Here is an 18500-nt window from a genome sequence, read left to right on the forward strand (position 1 = left end):
TCGACCGGCGGGCCGATAATGATGACCAAAATCACGGAGGACAGACGATGCGAGACATCTCATTTCCCGGAGGCGAAACCGTGCCTGTGCTTGGCCAGGGCACGTGGATGATGGGCGAGAAGCCAGAGCGGCGGCGCGAGGAAATCGATGCGTTGCGCCTCGGTGTCTCGCTGGGCATGACGCTGGTCGATACGGCCGAAATGTATGGCGAAGGCGCAACCGAGCGCCTCGTGGGGGAAGCGCTCGACGGGCTGCGCGACGAGGTGTTTCTCGTGAGCAAGGTCTACCCGCACAACGCCTCGCAGCGTGGCGTGATCGCCGCCTGCGAGCGCAGTCTGAAGCGCCTGGGCACCGATCGCCTCGATCTATATCTGCTGCACTGGCGTGGCGACGTACCGCTCGAGGAAACGATTGCTGGCTTCGAAGCCTTGCGTCAGGCGGGCAAGATCCGGCATTGGGGGGTGAGCAACTTCGATGTGGACGACTTGGAAGCCTTGTTCGATGCTCCCGGTGGCAACGCGTGCGCAACCGACCAGGTGTTGTACAACCTGTCACGACGCCGCTCCGAATATGATCTCGCGCCCTGGCTTGCCGAACGCGGTATGCCGATGATGGCGTATTCGCCCATCGAACAGGGGCGGCTGCGGACCGTGGGCGTACTGGGCGAAATTGCCCGTGCGCACCACGTCGAGCCATTGCAGATCGCACTGGCCTGGGTGCTGCACCGGCCGGGCGTCATCGCGATTCCCAAGGCGAGCACCGAGGCACACGTGCGTGCCAACCGCGCCGCCCACGACATTAATCTGAGCGCGGAAGAACTTGCGCTGCTCGATCATCATTTCGAGCCACCTTCGCGCAAACGTCCGCTGGAGATGATCTGAGAGCGTTCATGAATTTTGAAGGCGCTCGGTCGTACGCATCCGACGAAGTACACTAGGCGCTTTCATGTTTTTGCAGGACGGCTTCATGAACGATTCGCGTCCCGTCGTCGTTATCGGGGGCGGTTTGGTCGGCGTGTGTACCGCCGCTTATCTTCAACGTGCCGGCTATTCGGTCGTGATCGTCGACCGGCAGTCGGCGCGTCAGGCGGCATCGCTCGGCAATGCGGGCTGCATCAATGGCTCGTCGGTCGTCCCGATCGCGATGCCCGGTGTGCTGTGGCAGGTACCCGGCTGGCTGATGCAACCGGATGGTCCGCTGGTGTTGCGGTGGCGCTATCTCCCGCGCATGGTGCCGTGGCTGATGCGCTTCGTCGCGGCGAGCCAGCCCGCTCGTGTTGCCGCGCAGGCGCATGCGTTGCGCGCGCTACTCGGCCCCGCGCTCGACGCCTATCAACCCCTGCTCGACGATGCGAACGCGAACGATCTGGTCTCACGTCGCGGCTATCTCATCGCTTACTCCAGCCAGAACGGTATGGCGGGGGACGAAGGCGGAATGGCGCTTCGCCGCGACAACGGTGTGCGCATCGAGACGCTCGACGCGGCTGCGCTTCGTGAGTTCGAGCCGACGCTATCGCATGACTTCGTCGGTGCGCGATACATCAGCGAGACGGGTCATACCCTGGATCCGGGCGCGCTGTTGGCACGTCTGACCGCGCAGGTGATCGCACGGGGTGGCCGTGTTGTCGATGCGGCTGCCACGGCCATCGAGACCAATGACACGCAGGCCGTGGCCGTGCATACCGAGAAAGGGCGTGAAGCCGCAAGTGCGGTGGTCATTGCGGCGGGGGCCTGGTCCGCACCGTTCGTGCGCCAGTTGGGCGATAGCATCGTCTTCGACACCGAGCGCGGCTATCACGTGGAAATTCCGACGCCTGACGAAATGCCCTCACGCCCCGTCATGTGGGCCGAGGGCAAGCTGTTCGCCACACCAATGAACGGTCGCCTTCGCGGTGCGGGCACGGTCGAGTTAGCCGGCTTGCAGGCGCCGCCGAACTGGCGGCGAGCCGATCTGCTGCTGGGGCAGTTGCACAAGATGTTTCCGGGCGCCGTGCAAGGCACGAAGTCGACGCAATCGGTCGACGGTGCGCGCTGGCAGGGATTCCGCCCCAGCACGCCCGACTCGCTACCGGTGCTGGGTGCCGCGTCGAAAGTGCCGAATGCGTTCTATGCGTTCGGCCACGGTCACGTCGGTCTGACTGCCGCAGCATCAACGGGACGCATCATTGCGGCACTCGTCGCCGGCGAACGGCCCCTCATCGACCTCTCACCGTTCTCCATCGGACGCTTTCGCTGACGCGCCGGCGACGCGCAGGTGGCAGGAAGCCGCGCGACGCGCACGAGATGCTCACGTTGCGACCGCCCACTCCCTCCCTCGCCTGACGCGTCCCGGGTCGTCAACCCTTGCAGACCGACGCGACGATATCGCATGAGCGCAGTCGCAACGCGGGATCGTAGACGTCCGTTACGAGCATCAGCTCATCGGCCTGCGTGCGCTCGACCAGATCCGACAGCCCAGCCTTCACTCGCTCGGGGCCACCCACGACGGACACGCCAAGGAACGCTTCCACCGAATGCTGCTCGGCCGGATCCCAACGCTCGTCCATATCGTTCACGGGTGGCTGCAATTTCAGGCTCTGCCCGCGCATGAGCGCCAGAATCTTCTGCTGCGCCGACGTCGCGAGGAATGCCGCTTCCTCATCGGTCGGCGCCGCGACAACGGGAACACCCACCATCACGTAAGGCTTGTCCAGTACCGCCGACGGACGGAAGAGGTCGCGGTACAGACGGAGTGCGTCGAACAGGAATCGCGGAGCGAAGTGCGACGCAAACGCGTATGGCAGCCCCAGATGCGCCGCGAGTTGTGCCGAAAACAGCGATGAGCCCAGCAACCATACAGGAATGTCGCTGCCCGCACCGGGCGTAGCGACAAGGCGCTGCCCCGGCTGCGCTGGTGCGAGTAGTGCGCGCAATTCGGCAACCTGCTCGGGGAAGTCGTCGCCATTGGACAGGCGATCGCGGCGCAACGCCCGCATCGTCGCCTGATCCGCCCCGGGCGCACGGCCCAGCCCCAGATCGATGCGACCCGGATACAGCGCGGCGAGCGTGCCGAAGTTCTCGGCGACGACTAGCGGCGGGTGGTTCGGCAGCATCACGCCGCCTGAGCCCACGCGAATGCGCGACGTCTTGCCCGCAATGTGACCGATCAACAGCGCGGTCGCCGAACTGGCGATGCCGTCCATGTTGTGGTGTTCGGCCAACCAGAAGCGCTCGAAACCCAGACGCTCGACATGCTGGGCAAGTTCCGTGGATTGCTTCAGGGCTTCGGCCACCGTGCCGCCAGCGCGTATCGGCACCAGATCCAGCATAGAGAGGGCCGTCTTCGACAAACTGCTCATGGGATTCTCCATTTACCTGCGCGCGCTCAACACCGGCTCTGCGGGCCACAAAGCCCTCGCACCGGATGACGCGCACTACCGTCGCAAAGTATAGTGACGAAGCGCCCAAATCCCCAGTAGGCACCCTTTAGTTGAATAGTCACCATTTAGTTACCATGAGCAAACCCGAACCCTTTGTTTTCGAAGAAACCTGCGTGCCGCGTCGCGTGCTGGAACTCTTCAGCGTGAAGTGGACGAGCATGGTGCTATACGCGCTGCAGTGCGGCACCACGCGCACGGGGGAATTGCAGCGCCGCCTGCCCGGAATCTCCAAGAAGATGCTCACGCAGACGTTGCGCGAACTCGAGCGCGACGGCCTGATTCATCGCGAGGTCTATGCCGTCGTGCCCCCCAAGGTGGAGTATTCGCTCACATCGTTGGGCGAGTTGTTCATCGAGCCTATCGAGATGCTGTATCGCTGGGGCAATCAACATGCCGACGTGCTCGCCCAGTTGAGCCTTCGCCGCGGCAGACCTGCTCAGGCTATCGAGGCTTGCGACACTGGAGACGACACTGGCGACGATACGGGCACGACGCACGCCCTGCATGCCACAAGCACCTCACGCGCAGCCTGAGCTGGCGCGCACGGCCAGCCGCGGCGCGCTCGCTTTGCGAAAGCTGGCTCGGCATCGTCATGACGAGCCTCGTGAGCGCTGATTGCGCAGATTGCGCTCGTTGCAGCGGTCGTCGCGGATTCGACCGCCAGCGCGTTCTGACGGTCACGACAGAACGCGCGCAGAAACAAAACGGGCCGGCGATGTGCCGGCCCGTTTTGTCACTTTGGTGTTACCGACGCTATCGTCGCGTCATCAGCGATCCAGCAAACGCCCCAGACGCATCATCGTAACGTTCACACCCAGATGGCGCATCGACGGCTGCACGATCACGCAGTTGTCATAGGGCGTGACGATGACGTCGTCGCCATCGCGGGCGATCTCGGTCCCGGCTTTCTCGATCACTTCCAGTCCCGTGAACGGCTGCGAGAAGCGGAAGTCCATCGAGCGCGCCACGACTGGCTGCGTGATTTCCACGAACTTCTGACGGGCGGGCAACGTCTGCGTGAGGAATGGCGCGACGTCGGCTTCGGCCACGACACCGGCGTGCAGCAGGAAACGTGCTGCGCTGTCGAGCGCCACGTCACGCGCGCTTTTGGCGAAGTGCTGCCCCGTTTCGATGAGCAGTGCGTTCTTCGGACTGGCCGGATCGCCGAAACCGCCGTAGTCGCGCATACGCGTACCGTTCGCGTGGCCCTTGTCGATGATGACGTGTTCCGGCGTGCCGAGTTCGGCGGCCAGGGCAATCGCCTTCTCCAGCGGACCGGTCATCATCAGCGGCGCGGACGCTTCGTGCATCGAATGAATGTCGAGCAGCAGATCGACGGTATCGATGAACGGACGCATGGCGCGCGCACGCGACAACTCGCGGCTATGGCGCTCGCCGTCGAGCGTCGAAGGCGTCCAGACGCGGTTCATATCCTCGTCGAGGAAGCGGGTGGCGTCGGCGTTTTCCGCGCTGAATTGCTCGTACGCACCGATATTGCCGAAGCCCAGCGACAGGCGTCCCGCCGTGGGGCGCACACCGGCGGCGAGCAGTGCGTCGACAGCGATGGCGCCGCTCACTTCGTTGCCGTGCGTGAGCGCAAGAATCATCACGTGCTTACCGGGCTTTGCGCTATCGAACGAGTGCAGAAAATCGATGCCGGTGTTGCCTTCGCGCCAGCGGCTGATGTCAGGAAACGAGACTTCGATGGGGTACGCCGGCAGGGCGGCGCGGATCGCTTCGAGCGTGGTCATGAAAAATGCTCCGCAGGGGATGCCGAAAAAGATGACGACGTCGCTGTAGGGGACAGCGCACGTCGTCGTTACGGCGAAAATCAGTTCATCGGATGAGGATGATGCGCTTGATGGGCCGATCGCCGGAGGCGTCGATCAAGCCTTCGAAGCGCGGGGCGAGCCATGCGTAATACCGGCGATCTTGCCGGCGCGCACACGGCGGCCCAGCGAGATCACAGCGGTGATACTGAGCACGGCGGTCGCCATCACGTAGAAGCTCGGTGCGAGCTTGTTCTGCGTCGCGTCGATGAGCCAGGTCACGATCAGCGGCGCGAAACCGCCGAACAGCGTCACCGAGAAGTTGTACGACAGCGCCAGACCGGTGCCACGTGTGCTCGTCGGGAAAATGTCGGCCAGCAGTGCGGGCAGCGGCGCGAGGCTCACGGCGATGAGCAGCCCCACGAGCGCCTGCACCATGAGCAGCGTCTGGAAGGTCGGATAGCGGTTGAGCAGCACGAACAGCGGGTAGGTCGTGACCCCCACGAGGATCAGCGCCCAGAGCATCACGCGAATGCGGCCGAACTTGTCCGAGAGATGGCCGACGACAGGCGCGGCAATCATCAGCATCACACCGGTGACGACGGCACCGATGAACGACGACGTCGCCGGAATATGCAACTGCTTGACCGCGTATGTCGGCATGTACAGCTTGTGGACGTAGTTGAACGCGGTGGCCGCAGCAACGACACCGGCGCCGAGCAACATGTTGGCGCGATCACGGCCGAAGACTTCGCGCAGCGGCGACTTTTCGCGCTGCTTTTCGCCGAGTTTCTTGAAGTCGGCGGTCTCGTCGATATTGCGGCGGATGTAAAGACCGACCGGCCCGATGAGCAGGCCCACGGCGAAGGCAATACGCCATCCCCATGCGCTCAGTTGATCGGCGGTGAGCAGCATGCTCAGCAGGGCGGATACCCCGGCGGCGAGCACCGTGGCGAGGCCTTGCGTGGACATCTGCCAGCTCGCGAAGAAGCCGCGGCGCTTGGCGTCGGCGTGCTCGACCATGAAGGCCGTGGCGGCACCGAACTCACCGCCCGTCGAGAAGCCTTGCAACATGCGTGCGACGATGATGATGAGCGGCGAGGCAATGCCGATCTGCGCATAGGTCGGTGCGAACGCGATCATGGCGGTGCCGAGCATCATCAGACCGATGGACACCGTAAGCGATGCCTTGCGGCCGGCGCGGTCGGCGTAGCTGCCGAGGACGATCGAGCCAAGCGGACGCGTGACGAACGAGATACCGAAGGTGCCGACGGAGAGCAGCAACGACGTTGTCGCGTCATGCGAGGGGAAGAACAACTGGCCGATCACGATGGCAAAGTAGCCATAGATCAGCAGATCGTAGAATTCGAGTGCGTTGCCGATACTCGCGGCGCAGATCTCGCGCCACGGGTTGTGGGGTTTGGCGTTACTGGTCATGCCCTGCTCCTCTGGATCGCTGGCGTTGGGATAAATGTGTGGTGGCCACGTGATACGCGCCCAAAGCGCGTCAGCGCCCACCTGCCAGTCTCAGGAAGCGGAGTGTAGGCGGCAGAAAACCGGGCTTCGTGCCGATTCGGCACGCAAAGGTGCTGTTTGGGGGCGGGTATGCCGCGCGTGAATCCGCGCTCGCGAACCGCGGGCGATCTTCACGCCGTCGGCAGCCCCCCCCTCGCGCCGGCTTCGTCACAACCGCCCGATACCCAACCACGCGATACATGGATGATCTCCAGGCACCGCCTGCGGCACGACGTCGTGCGCGACACGCAGACCTCGTGCGCCGTTAGCGAACCAGACCACGGCGTCTTTGGTCTCGCGATTGGCCAGCACCAGCGCACGAAACCCCGGGCTGTTGCCCCAGTGAAAGCAGCAGCGCTGCGCGATCTCGACGCCCCAGCCCAATCCCCAGGCAATCGCCGGATCGATGGGATTTGCAGCATGCAGGTCTTCCGCTTCGCCCCCCTGCCGCCCATTCATTTGCGGTAAGAACCAAGCTGCATGGGCGCCCTCGGACAACCCCTTGCCCGCCAGCACAGCCTGCACGAATGCGAGGTAGTCAGACGCCGTCGTCAGCATCGACCAAGATGCCTGCGCCGCCGCCAGCCGTCGCTTCGGCACCGGTTCGCCCTCCCACTCGTGTCCTTGCGCATGGTTCTCCGCAAAGCGCGCCTGCCACAGAAGACTGGATCGGTGCATACCCAGCGGCGCAAACACGCGGGTCTGCGCGAGCGCCTCCAGCGGTGCGCCGCCGACCGATTCCAACGCACGCTGAAGCCATGCGAAGGCGCTGCTGCCATAGCTGAAACGCTCGCCGGGAGTGAAGTAGGTGCGCAATGGCGCTTCAGCACGAACGATATTCGGCAATCCGCTGGTGTGCGTCAGCACATGGAAGGCGGTGATGCTGCGTGCGCGTGGATCGTCGGGCACGTACTCGCCGCAAATGTCGACAAGTGGCCGGTGCAAATGCAACCGTCCTTCTTCGACTAACTGAAGCGCGACAAAGGCGACGACCGGCTTGGTCAGCGAAGCGGCTTCGAAAACGGTCTGCGCATCGACCGGCAACGGGTCATGCGCCCCCCGCACACCAGCGTAGCACTCGATGTGCCGCTCGCCGCCACGCAGTGTCGCCAGCGAAATGCCGGGTATCGGTCCATTCGAAGTCACCTGCGCGAGATAGTCGGCGATATCCATTTGGGCCACCAGGGAACAAGACTGACAGGAGAGCGATTCTACAGACGATGCGCAGACGCAATCATCGGCCGAGCGCGCGGGTAAGTGCCTGCGCATAGCCGCATTTCTTTACAAGCGATTACAACCGTAATATCAGCGTCGGCGGGCACACGCGCGCGGCTGCGCGCCATTACGCGCGACAGGCGCTTTTCGTCTTGAGATCGGGCGGTGGCGGGCGTAATGGAAAGGCGTTGCAGTGATGCGACGATGCCCTATATGAGCGCAATGGGCGGTGCTAGACTCCTCGCGCTCGCACACTGACCACCATGACACTGCGCAACCAAAAGCGACTCACGGTTTGGCTTGGCCTCATCGCCATGTGGCTACTTGTCGTCGCGCCTCTGGTCAGTCACTTTCTGCTGGCAACGCATGCGAATGCCACAACCGGTGTTCTTTGCTCGGCGACGTTGCAACCGGAAAATCGCGGCTTCGGCAATGCCGACGACAACCGGCAGCATCCGTCAACGCCTCACAACGACGCATGCGGCTATTGCAGCGTGCTCGAGCATCATGGCGTCGCCCCGGGCACGGCTCTGCTCGCGGTCTACCTCTCCTGTGTCGTGGTGGCGTTTTCGGCCATCACGCTTATCCTGGGATTTACGCCGGCCGGGGCGTTTCCGACCGGACGGCCACGCGCGCCTCCTCTCGCGTTCTGAATTCGACAGCACACACACCCGTGGCATCTGATGCCACGGGGGCCCCGCAATGGGGCCGTCTACTCAGAACACCCAGAGGGAAGTCACGTCAATGGTATCGAAACGTCTAGCGGGGACTGCGGTTGCCTGCACTGTCGGCCTGCTCATGTCCAATGTGGCGCAAGCATGCGCCACCTGCGGCTGCTCGTTGAGCACCGACGCCGCCATGGGGTATTCGGCACTCCCCGGATGGCGCATCAGCTTCGATTACAGCTTCATCAATCAGAGCCAACTGCGCAGCGGCACAGGCGCCGTCCCGCCATCACAAGCCGCGGCAATCAACGACGCGGGCGGCAGCCAGGAAGTCGAGAAACAAACGATCAACCGCTACTACAACCTCGGCCTGAGCTACAGTCCGAACAGCAGTTGGAACTTCAGCGCCGTCGTGCCGTTCATCGATCGAAGCCACACGACCTACGGGAACGCCGGCACCGCTCAACTCACGCCTGACAATGTCAGCGGCGCCACGAGCAGCGGACTGGGCGACGTCAAGCTGATCGCCAATTTTCAAGGCTTTCTGCCGACGCGCAACCTCGGCGTGCAACTCGGGGTGAAGCTCCCCACCGGTGCCTATGGCGGTCAGAACGTTGTGACAGGCGCCACCGTCGGGCATCCGGTGTTCTTCTCGAGCGGACCGAATGCCGCAGGCGGTCAAGCACTCGACACGAGTCTGCAACCCGGCACCGGCAGCACGGACATCATCCTGGGCGCGTACTATTACCAGCCCGTGAGCCAGGATTTCGACGCGTTCGTGAACGTGCAGTTTCAATCCGCGGTGATGGAAAAGCTCAATCAGGTGAACGCGGACTATCGTCCCGGCAATCTCACTACGGTAAGCGCCGGCTTGCGTTACGAGGCGAACCCGATGATCGTGCCACAGCTCCAGATCAACTTCACCCGCAAGAGTGCAGATCAGGGCGCGCTCGCCGACACGACGGATACCGGTGGCACCGTGGCCTATCTGAGCCCCGGCGTCACCGTTGCCGTCACGCATAATCTGCACGTCTACGGCTTCGTGCAGAAGGCCATCTACAGCAAGCTCGACGGTTATCAACTGTTCCCTCGCTGGACCGGAAACGTCGGGGTTTCGTATGCATTCTGACGAACGCCCTCTGACGCCCCGTACCTCGCTGGTGCGTCGTCATTGGCTGCGGACTGCGGGCGGACTGATCGCAGGTGCCGGACTGTCGGGGTGGCTTCCGCCGGCGCGCGCGAACAGTCTGACGGTGGGCCAACCAGCTCCCCCATTGATACTTCGCACACTGGAGGGGCGTGAGATCGCTACGCAGGCCCTGCGCGGTCAGGTTGTCATCCTCACGTTCTGGGCTACGTGGTGTGATCCGTGCCATGAGGAACTGCCTCTGCTCTCCGCCTATGCCGAGCGGCATGCCCGCGACGGGATCCAGATCCTTGGCTTCAGCCTCGACGCTCCCGAGAACCTGCCGATGGTGCGCAAGATCGCTGCCAGTCTGAGCTTTCCTGTCGGCTTACTGGGTAGCGCTTACGCTGGCGGATATGGGCGGATCTGGCGCATTCCCGTGAACTTCGCGATCGACCGTGCGGGCCGGCTGGCGCACAACGGCTGGGACGACCCCGCGCCACCGGCGTGGACCGCAGAGCGCCTCGAAAAATTCGTCACGCCCCTATTGCAAGCCTCGCGATAGCGCAGAGCAGAGTGGTTGGCCGTGCGCAGCCGTAAGGGCTGCGCCCTTGCTGTCGCGCCACGCCCCCGTTCGCGACGGATCGCCAGTTCGACGGCTGACGGTTTCCCGGGGCCCAGCGCCAATCAAATTTGCGACGGCGGAAATAGGAATCTACGAGCTATCCATCAGCGTTCGCGTGCTCACAGGTGCGGCATTTGGACGCAGCATTTCGTACCCTGTGACGCGCGAACCCCCGGCGGGATTGAGATCCCCGGGATCTCGGACAGCGAGTTGCGCATGGTTTGCAAGCCCAGCCCCCCGGGAGGTATGAATAGTCTACGTATAATGAAAATCATTATCGTTACCAGCATTGACCCCCCATGCAATTGTCGGAATTGAAGAAGGGCAACACGGCGACCGTCGTCTCTGTCGTCGATCAAGCACCGCCCGATGCCGTCGCGCGTCGTCTACGCGAATTGGGTTTCGTGGCTGGCGAGCCGGTTCGTGTCGTCGCGCTTGCGCTGTGGGGAGGGAATCCGATGGTCGTTCAGGTAGGTTCCACCCGGTTTGCGCTCAGACGCGACGAAGCCGCGCGTGTTCAGGTCGAGCTAGGGTGAATCGCATGGTATCGACGTCGATGAGAATTGCGCTGGTAGGTAATCCGAACTGCGGCAAAACTGCACTTTTCAATCAGTTGACCGGTGCTCGTCAGAAAGTGGCGAACTATGCGGGTGTGACGGTCGAGCGTAAGGAAGGCACGTTTGTCACTCCTGCGGGCAAAACGATCCGTGTCCTCGACCTGCCCGGCACCTATAGTCTTTCCGCAACCAGTCTGGATGAGAAGGTCACGCACGACGTGCTTCACGGCATCTATGCCGGAGAGCCGGTGCCCGAGTTGATCGTCTGCGTGGTGGATGCCACCAATCTGCGTCTGCATTTGCGTTTCGTGCTCGAGATTCTCGCGCTGGGACGCCCGACGGTGCTGGCGCTGAACATGATGGACGCGGCTCGCCGCCGGGGCATCGATGTCGATGTCCATGCACTGGCACGCGAATTGGGCATACCGGTCATCGAGACAGTGGCCATTGCGCGCTCGGGCGTGCGAGCGCTCGTCGATACGCTTGATGGCATTACGCAGTCCGGCAGCGCCGTCGAGGTGCGCGACGCAGATCATGCTGCGCCCCACAACATGACACTCGACACGCGTGATCTGCACGCGGAAGTGCGACGCATCATGCGGATTGCCGTGCGCGCGCCCGACATCACCAACGCGCTGGACGAGCGTCTGGACGGACTGGCGCTACATCCGGTAATCGGGATGTTGCTGCTCGCCGCCGTGATGTTCCTGATTTTTCAAGCGGTCTATTTTGTCGGCAAGCCAATGACCGACGCCATCGGTGACGGTTTCGGCTGGCTTGGCGAGCAGGCCGGAGCCTATCTGCCCGATGGCCCCTTGCGCAGTCTGGTCGTTGACGGCATCTTTGGCGGTCTGGGCACAGTGCTGGGTTTCCTGCCGGAAATTCTGGTGCTTTTCTTCTTCATTCTGGTACTGGAAGAATCCGGCTATTTGCCGCGCGCCGCGTTTCTGCTCGACAGAATGATGGTCAAGGTCGGACTGACCGGGCGCTCCTTCATCCCGCTGCTCTCGAGCTTTGCCTGCGCTATCCCGGGCATTATGGGTACGCGCAGCATTGCCGACCCGCGCCAGCGTCTCACCACGATCCTCGTCGCGCCGCTCATGACTTGCTCGGCGCGCCTGCCCGTCTATGCGCTGCTTATCGGCGCCTTCATTCCGGATCGCCCGGTGCTCGGTGTATTCAAGCTTCCCGGGTTGGTCCTCTTTGCGATGTACGTCGCAGGCATCTCGGGTGCGATGGCGGTCGGCTGGATCTCGAAACGCCTGCGCGGTACACGCTCGCAACCACCGCTGCTGATGGAACTGCCGTCTTACCGCATGCCGAAGATACGCAATTTGGCGCTCGGCCTCTGGGAACGCGGCTGGATATTCGTGCGGCGACTCTCTGGAGTGATTCTCGCGCTGACGGTCATCATGTGGTTTATCTCGACCTTCCCTTCTGCGCCTGCGGGCGCGACCGGCCCCGCGATCGACTATTCGTTTGCAGGCTACATCGGGCGGGCACTGGAAGTGATCTTCGCGCCGCTGGGCTTTAACTGGCAAATCAGTATTTCGCTGGTGCCCGCATTTGCCGCACGCGAAACGGCGGTGACGGCTCTCGCCACGGTCTACGCGGTAGCAGGCGGCGCCGACGACGCCGCAGGTCTGGCAGCCGCGTTGTCGTCGAACGTCTCCCTCGCAACGGCTCTCTCACTGCTGGCGTGGTTTGCCTTCGCACCGCAGTGCATGTCGACCCTCGCCGTCATTCGACGCGAAACACAGTCCTGGCGCTACGTCCTGATCTCGTTCAGTTACATGTTCGGCCTGGCCTACTTCGTATCCTTCGTGACTTACCGTCTGGCGCTGTGGCTTCTATAAAGTGATGGGATGAATGCAATGTCACATGTCGTTCAAAACGTTGTCATCGGTGCAATTGTCGCGGCGAGCGCGTTCAGCGTAGTCAAACACGTCTTACCTCGACAAACACGTTGGGTGACGCAACGATCTCTGGACTGGCTGGTGCGGCGTGGCGTCACGCCAGCCCGCCGCTGGCGTGACACCACGCCACGCTCGTCCGGATGCGGAACCGGATGCGGATCGTGCGCGTCGTCGCACTGCGAAAGTCCAACGCGGGAGTCGCCCATCCGTATCGACAGAGGCAAGGCGAGCCAGCGTCCTCGATGAGATCGAACACCTTGCACCGATAGGCGGCATCCTTAAATGCCGCTGGTGGGGAAACACGCACAACCGCCCTGCACAACCCGACCACCGAGCGCTACCGACCCGCGTCTGCCGGAAATCACACCAACCGCATCGCCCGCACAAGGTCCACCACCTCGCCCACATGGCGTTTGACCGCCTTTTTACCCGCCTGTGTCCAGGCATCGAATGAGGTGGTCCCGCTCACCATGCCGATGAATCCGGTGCCCGCCTGCGCTGCCGCTTGCGCATCGACGGCGTGATCGCCAACGTAAATCGCTTGTGCCGCCGGTATTCCGAGCTGTCCGAGCGCTTGCACGATCCCCTCGGGATCCGGCTTATGCCGCTTCACGTCTTCGCCCCCCACGAGCACGTCAACCTGCGAGCGCAAGCCAGCCACGGTGAGAATCGCATCGATCCGGTGCCGGAACTTGGTCGAAACGATGGCAAGCGCCAGACCCTCATTGCGCAGATCCGCTAACAGCCCCGGCACTTGAGGATAGATTCGCGTGGACTGCACCATGATGACGTCGGCACGCTCGACGAAGTACCGGACGAACGCCGAGGCACGCTCCGGATCGGCGTCCCCGCTCAAGGAACGAAACATGACCGGAAGGGAAAGTCCGATCACCGAGCGTATCCGCTCGGGCGTCGCGCTCGGGCAGTCCAGACGCGTCAATGCATATTGGGTACATTCGACGATGGCCTCGGAGGAGTCGGCCAGCGTCAGATCGAAATCGAAAATAATTGCCTGAATAGGTTGAGTCGGCATACGTCGCGTAGTCGTCGTGTTGTGATCTGGTGCCGTGAATCATTCGGGCTTCTCGTGATCAGTCGCCTCGAATGCGCCCGGGTCGCGCGTGGCCCATCCCTTGGCCCAGCCCAGCAACGGTTGCAATGCGGCTTCCAGCCGCCGGCCCTCGGCGCTCAGGCGATAACCGCCCTCGCCGTGCTCGACCAGCCCCGCCCCCTTGAGCTCGGTCAGTCTTGTATTGAGCAGGCGCGCATTCGTCTCGCATGCGTCCTGTAGCGCCCGAAACGTCATCGGTGTACCACGCAGTTCCCAGAGAATTCGCAACGCCGTGCGCCGCCCGAGCAAATCCAGTACGACCATAATGGGTCGTCCGGTCTTCGATCCGCGTACGGGTTTTCCGATTTTCGGTGTCGTCATGCTTTACAAAGTAAAGCGCCATGCCTAAGCTGTCAATCGTTGCGAGCCACGAACGCCTGTATGCAATCACGTCTTCTGATTTCCGGTGCGGGGTCATTGGCCGGTGCGATGAATGCACTGGCGAGCGTCATTTTCCGGTGGGCTCAATGCAGCGCCTGAAATGCCTGCCACACGGCCGGAACCGTCTCGAATCCGATGCCGGACACCTGAGGCACATCGGTATGGCCGGCCACCACGCACATGCCGTCAGCCAGTCCCGCGAACGGCGCGAAGGTGCAACGAAAACAGATGCCCGCCGTGCGGCCAGAAAGCACTACGCGGCCCAGCTTGTCAGAAAGAAATCAATACAGCGGCAAGCCGGCGATTTTCGCGGCGGCGTCCCATATCGCCATATCCAGCGCTCCCACCGCAACGCACCGCTCGCCATGACCACCGGGTTTTTCGCCGGTCATCATCACGCGCCACGCGCGAAACGGGTCCAGCGTGACGCCACTGTCATCGCCGAAGTCGTGCGCTGCTGCGGACAGCACACGTGGCGCAAATCGTTCGCGAATCAATCCGCCCTGAGCAAAGCGGCCAATGGACGCGTAGCCATAGCCGATCACCGGCTTACCGGCGCGCATCACGTCCGTCGTCACGGCAACCAGGCTGGTCGTCGGACCGTCCGAAGCAATGACGGGATCGTCATAGCGGGAAACGGGGATACTGCGCTCGCGAATCTCGATAATGCGCATGAGCAGCCTCGCAGTGCCGGCAGGAACGAACGCGTCGCCAATACTAACCACGAATACGGCAATCTGCAGGTCGCCGCCGTCTCCGAAGACGAGACCCGCCAGCACACACCGACGGGAAAATCCAAAATGCCTCATCATGTGAGCCTCGAAAACGACGGCGAAAACGTCCCGTCGAACCCTCGCCAGTCCCTGTGACACTTCGTTCTGAAACGACGAAATCCATGCGCATCACACATCGACGCCCCACTGCGGCGCTTCAGACCGCCATCGATCGCTACTGGGGCTGGGACGTCCGGGCTGCGTCCGGTGTGCGTGCCGCCTCTGCCGTGCGTCTTATGCCGCTGCTGCCAGGGCCCGGCGGAATGGAGATCTTCTTCCACTTCGGCCAGTCGTTCGCGACCGCCACAGGCGTCCGTCTGCCGGGCGCGCACATCACCTGCCTTCGCGCAACGAGCGCCGCCCTCGACGCCCCGGCCGCCCTCGACTTCATTGCGGTCCGGATCAAGTCCGGGGAAATTCCGTCGCTGACGGACGTGCCTGTCTGCGAACTCGCGGATACATTCGTTGCCGCCACCGAACTGTGGGGCGCGTCCGTCAACGAGTTGCACGAGCGCATGGCCGACGCCACCGCATTCGACGCTCGCGCCGCGCTCCTCGACAGCTTCTTTCTCAAGCAGCTCCGGCGCCCTCTGGCCGGCCGCGACATCCGCCCGGCCATTGCGCAACTTCACAGTGCTCAGACGCGCATCGAAGACCTCGGCACCGTCACCCACCTCGGCCGCCGGCAACTGGAAGTCCGTTTCCGCCAGACGACCGGCACGTCGCCGGTACGATTCCGGCGTTTGGCCCGGTTGCGCCGCTCGCTGCGGGCGCTGTTGCTCGCGCCCCCCTCCTGCACGCTCACGCAGTTGCTCGACGCGGGCTACATCGATCAGGCGCAGCAAGTTCATGAATTCCGTGCCCTGACGGGGCAGACGCCATCGCAGTTGCGACGTGCTGCGTTGGCCGGCGATGCGCATTTCTACAATCCTTCATGGGCGTCGCATCCGATACTGGGTACCCCTCTCACCATGAACGGAGTTCTACGATGAACGCCACGCCGCTCACCGCCAGCCAAACCACCGATCCACTCGCGGCATCAGCCGAATACGCTTTGCCGCCCGCCACCGAGCGCCTCGCGAGCCGATGCGCGCAAATCGGCGAGCATGCCTTTACGTCAAGAGACTACGGTGCGATCCCGATCCGGCACATCGTGCTGCTGCGTTTTGCGAATCACGTGCCAACCGCTACGCGTGAGTCTATGATTGAGCGCTTTCTTCGTCTGAAAGACGACTGCCTGCGCGATGGGCGACCGTATATTCGCAGCATCGAGCATGGTCGGCAGGAAAGCGGCGAAGGCAACGGGTTCGGATTCGAACATGCGTTCTTCATGACGTTCGATTCCGAAGGCGATCGCAACTTTTATGTCGGGGAGCCGATCGTGCATGACGCCACCTGCTTCGACCCCGTCCATCACGCTTTCAAAGCGGCGATAGGCCCTTTGCTTGCGCCGCAAGGCGTGCTCGTTTTTGATTTCTTCCCCGGCGCGCGGTGATGCGCCGGTTTGTCTGACCCGGAGTAGATGATGAACAGGCTGTCCCAACTCGCCCACTTGTTCGCACTGGCGAGCGCCCTTTTGCTATCGACGGCGCATGTCGCGCACGCCGAGGAGATTTCCGTCACTCAATGGGGCAGCAGCCTGTACGGGCTGCCCTACGCGGTGGCAATGGACAAGGGCCTGTTCAAGAAGGCCGGCGTCGACATTACCGGCATCCTCAGCTCGGGCGGCGGCGGCACCACCGTGCGCAACATCCTGGCAAGCAAGACACCCTACGGCGAAGTTGCCGTGTCTGCCGCGCTGGCAGCCGCGCGTCAGGGGTTGGACATCGTGATCGTGAACACTGGCACACGCAGTGTTGCCGAGGCGTCGATGGTCACGATGCCCGGCAGCGCCGTGCGCACCCTGGACGATCTCGTCGGCAAAAAGGTCGCCATCACCTCGCCCAAAAGCGTGTCCGAGATGCTCTTTCTGATGGTCTTGCGCGAGAAGGGAATCGACGCCTCGAAGGTCACGCGCGTCGCCTCTGGCGGCTACGTCAACGGCATGACGATGCTCGAGCAAGGCGCGGTCGCCGCTGCCGTCGCGATCGAACCGCTGTCGATTCTGCGCAAGTCGCGATATCACACGCTCTATCGTGCCGGCGACGTGCTCAAGCCAATGACGACGTCGGTCGGCATCACCACGCGCGCGTATGCCCAATCGCACCCCGATACGCTGCGCGCGATCATCGCCGGACGCCGCGCAGGCGTGGACGCCACATACGCCGATCCGGCAGGCGCAGCGAAACTGCTCGCGGTGCAGTTCAAACTTTCGCCTGACGTTGCCACGGAAGCCGTCGACAACATGGTGCGCTCGCACATGTGGAGCCAGGGGCAATTCGATCGTGCGGAACTGGATCGGGTTGCGAGCGGGCTCAAGCTCATCGGCGAGATCAAGGAAGACGTCGATTGGGCGAAGCTGATCGATTCGCGCTTCCTGCCGGCGGATGTTCGCGCGAAGGGCCAACTATGACCTCGCATTGCCCGAGTCCGCATGGGCATGCGGTCGATGGCGCCGGGACGCCGTCTGACCGACATGCGCCGCATGTCGTGCTGACAGGTGTGACGAAAGCATTCGATACGCCGCACGAGCGAACCGGCAAGCGCACGCGAATGCAGGCGCTCGGCCCTGTCGATCTGACGTTGCGCAAGGGTGAGTTTTTCTCGGTCGTCGGCCCGTCGGGCTGTGGCAAATCGACGTTGCTCGAGCTGATCGCGGGGCTCGCCGCACCGAGCGCGGGAAACGTGAGCTTTGAAGGGAAAACGGTCTCCGGTGTGCCCGAAGGGGTCGGTGTTGTCTTTCAGGAGGACGCCTCGTTCCCTTGGCTGACGGTGCGCGAGAATATCGGTTTCGGCCTTCGCATGGCGGGCCTCGACAGTGCCGAGATCGCACGTCGCGTCGGTTATGCACTCGGCTTCATGGGGCTACGCGACTTCGCCAATGCCCATCCGGCGCAGCTCTCTGGGGGAATGCGTCAGCGCATGTGTATTGCGCGTACGCTGGTCATCGAGCCGCGCCTGATCCTGCTCGACGAGCCGTTCGGCGCGCTGGACCAGCAGACTCGCATGCTCATGGGCGACGAGTTGTTGCGGCTTTGGCGAGAGACGTCCGCCACCGTACTGCTGATCACTCACGCGCTCGACGAGGCGGCGGTGCTGTCGGATCGCGTGGGCGTGATGTCGTCCCGTCCGGGCCGCTTCATCGACATCATCGAGACAGGCTGGGAGCGTGAGCGTAGCAGTCAGAGCGTTATCACGCCGCGTTTCGGTGAAATCACCGCTCGCCTGTGGGAGAGGCTGCGTACCGAATCGCTCAAGGCGATGCAGGCTGACGAACGGCCCGGTGACGATGTCGGCACAAGCCACCCGGGCGTTCGCGGGCGCTGATGG

20 protein-coding genes and 1 pseudogene are annotated in these 18500 nt (G+C 63.1%); 13 read left to right on the forward strand and 8 right to left on the reverse strand.

Annotation, left to right across the window (positions count from 1 at the left end):
• Positions 1-47: 47 nt before the first annotated feature.
• Together PBR20603_RS00810 and PBR20603_RS00815 are read left to right on the forward strand one after the other, a co-directional pair.
• On the forward strand, positions 48-881 hold the full coding sequence (locus tag PBR20603_RS00810; protein WP_150557662.1) for an aldo/keto reductase: 834 nt from the start codon (positions 48-50) through the stop codon (positions 879-881).
• An 85-nt stretch (positions 882-966) separates the two neighbouring features.
• On the forward strand, positions 967-2235 hold the full coding sequence (locus tag PBR20603_RS00815) for an NAD(P)/FAD-dependent oxidoreductase (protein WP_174977736.1): 1269 nt from the start codon (positions 967-969) through the stop codon (positions 2233-2235).
• 100 nt (positions 2236-2335) lie between these two features.
• Here PBR20603_RS00815 and PBR20603_RS00820 read toward each other — a convergent pair whose 3' ends face one another.
• Positions 2336-3337, reverse strand: coding sequence for an LLM class flavin-dependent oxidoreductase (locus tag PBR20603_RS00820; RefSeq protein WP_150557664.1), 1002 nt, complete (start codon positions 3335-3337; stop codon positions 2336-2338).
• 155 nt (positions 3338-3492) lie between these two features.
• Here PBR20603_RS00820 and PBR20603_RS00825 point away from each other — a divergent pair, with 155 nt between their 5' ends.
• Complete coding sequence (locus PBR20603_RS00825) at positions 3493-3951, forward strand: winged helix-turn-helix transcriptional regulator (RefSeq protein ID WP_246174307.1); 459 nt, start codon at positions 3493-3495, stop codon at positions 3949-3951.
• 234 nt (positions 3952-4185) lie between these two features.
• On the opposite strand, the gene PBR20603_RS00830 is transcribed toward PBR20603_RS00825, so the two are convergent.
• The 3 genes from PBR20603_RS00830 to PBR20603_RS00840 all read right to left on the reverse strand — a co-directional run bounded on the left by PBR20603_RS00830 (position 4186) and on the right by PBR20603_RS00840 (position 7875).
• Positions 4186-5169 carry a M14 family metallopeptidase gene (locus tag PBR20603_RS00830; RefSeq protein WP_150557665.1) on the reverse strand — a complete coding sequence of 328 codons (984 nt, stop codon included), beginning with the start codon at positions 5167-5169 and terminating at the stop codon, positions 4186-4188.
• A gap of 135 nt (positions 5170-5304) precedes the next feature.
• Complete coding sequence (locus PBR20603_RS00835; RefSeq protein ID WP_150557666.1) at positions 5305-6624, reverse strand: MFS transporter; 1320 nt, start codon at positions 6622-6624, stop codon at positions 5305-5307.
• A gap of 246 nt (positions 6625-6870) precedes the next feature.
• Positions 6871-7875 carry a serine hydrolase domain-containing protein gene (locus tag PBR20603_RS00840; RefSeq protein WP_174977737.1) on the reverse strand — a complete coding sequence of 335 codons (1005 nt, stop codon included), beginning with the start codon at positions 7873-7875 and terminating at the stop codon, positions 6871-6873.
• Between the two features lie 305 nt (positions 7876-8180).
• Between PBR20603_RS00840 and PBR20603_RS00845 the strand changes: the two genes are divergently transcribed.
• From PBR20603_RS00845 to PBR20603_RS24535, 6 genes are all read left to right on the forward strand, one after another.
• Entirely contained in the window at positions 8181-8570 is a 390-nt protein-coding gene (locus PBR20603_RS00845) for a DUF2946 domain-containing protein (RefSeq protein ID WP_150557668.1), read from the forward strand.
• A gap of 145 nt (positions 8571-8715) precedes the next feature.
• A complete protein-coding gene (locus tag PBR20603_RS00850; RefSeq protein WP_246174375.1) occupies positions 8716-9711 on the forward strand; it encodes a transporter in 996 nt (331 codons plus the stop codon).
• Complete coding sequence (locus PBR20603_RS00855) at positions 9701-10273, forward strand: TlpA family protein disulfide reductase (RefSeq protein WP_150557670.1); 573 nt, start codon at positions 9701-9703, stop codon at positions 10271-10273. Before PBR20603_RS00850 ends, PBR20603_RS00855 begins: the two co-directional genes overlap by 11 nt.
• A gap of 359 nt (positions 10274-10632) precedes the next feature.
• The gene (locus tag PBR20603_RS00860) at positions 10633-10869 is read left to right on the forward strand and encodes a FeoA family protein (protein ID WP_150557671.1); all 237 of its coding nucleotides are present in this window, start codon (positions 10633-10635) and stop codon (positions 10867-10869) included.
• 5 nt (positions 10870-10874) lie between these two features.
• Complete coding sequence (gene feoB / locus PBR20603_RS00865) at positions 10875-12746, forward strand: ferrous iron transporter B (RefSeq protein WP_150558268.1); 1872 nt, start codon at positions 10875-10877, stop codon at positions 12744-12746.
• An 18-nt stretch (positions 12747-12764) separates the two neighbouring features.
• Positions 12765-13052 (forward strand): DUF6587 family protein, encoded by a 288-nt coding sequence (locus PBR20603_RS24535; protein ID WP_425495782.1) that lies wholly within the window; start codon positions 12765-12767, stop codon positions 13050-13052.
• A 115-nt stretch (positions 13053-13167) separates the two neighbouring features.
• On the opposite strand, the gene PBR20603_RS00870 is transcribed toward PBR20603_RS24535, so the two are convergent.
• From PBR20603_RS00870 to PBR20603_RS00880, 4 genes and pseudogenes are all read right to left on the reverse strand, one after another.
• Positions 13168-13839, reverse strand: a complete 672-nt coding sequence (locus PBR20603_RS00870; protein ID WP_150557672.1) for an HAD family hydrolase — start codon at positions 13837-13839, stop codon at positions 13168-13170.
• A 39-nt stretch (positions 13840-13878) separates the two neighbouring features.
• Positions 13879-14181 (reverse strand): winged helix-turn-helix transcriptional regulator, encoded by a 303-nt coding sequence (locus PBR20603_RS00875; protein ID WP_246174308.1) that lies wholly within the window; start codon positions 14179-14181, stop codon positions 13879-13881.
• A gap of 200 nt (positions 14182-14381) precedes the next feature.
• Positions 14382-14552: a hypothetical protein gene (locus PBR20603_RS24035; protein ID WP_174977738.1), complete on the reverse strand. Its 171-nt coding sequence runs from the start codon at positions 14550-14552 to the stop codon at positions 14382-14384.
• Positions 14553-14582: 30 nt separating this feature from the next.
• Positions 14583-14972, reverse strand: a pseudogene (locus PBR20603_RS00880) (mandelate racemase); the annotation flags it as partial.
• A gap of 221 nt (positions 14973-15193) precedes the next feature.
• On the opposite strand from PBR20603_RS00880, the gene PBR20603_RS00885 reads away from it, so the two are divergent.
• The 4 genes from PBR20603_RS00885 to PBR20603_RS00900 all read left to right on the forward strand — a co-directional run bounded on the left by PBR20603_RS00885 (position 15194) and on the right by PBR20603_RS00900 (position 18497).
• Positions 15194-16063: a helix-turn-helix domain-containing protein gene (locus PBR20603_RS00885; protein ID WP_150557674.1), complete on the forward strand. Its 870-nt coding sequence runs from the start codon at positions 15194-15196 to the stop codon at positions 16061-16063.
• A complete protein-coding gene (locus PBR20603_RS00890; protein WP_150557675.1) occupies positions 16060-16566 on the forward strand; it encodes a Dabb family protein in 507 nt (168 codons plus the stop codon). The genes PBR20603_RS00885 and PBR20603_RS00890 overlap by 4 nt, the downstream gene beginning before the upstream one ends.
• A gap of 30 nt (positions 16567-16596) precedes the next feature.
• Positions 16597-17583: an ABC transporter substrate-binding protein gene (locus tag PBR20603_RS00895; RefSeq protein WP_246174309.1), complete on the forward strand. Its 987-nt coding sequence runs from the start codon at positions 16597-16599 to the stop codon at positions 17581-17583.
• A gap of 89 nt (positions 17584-17672) precedes the next feature.
• Positions 17673-18497 carry an ABC transporter ATP-binding protein gene (locus tag PBR20603_RS00900; protein ID WP_246174311.1) on the forward strand — a complete coding sequence of 275 codons (825 nt, stop codon included), beginning with the start codon at positions 17673-17675 and terminating at the stop codon, positions 18495-18497.
• Positions 18498-18500: the final 3 nt, after the last annotated feature.

The organism is Pandoraea bronchicola (genome assembly GCF_902459805.1).
In the GTDB taxonomy this organism is placed as follows: domain Bacteria; phylum Pseudomonadota; class Gammaproteobacteria; order Burkholderiales; family Burkholderiaceae; genus Pandoraea; species Pandoraea bronchicola.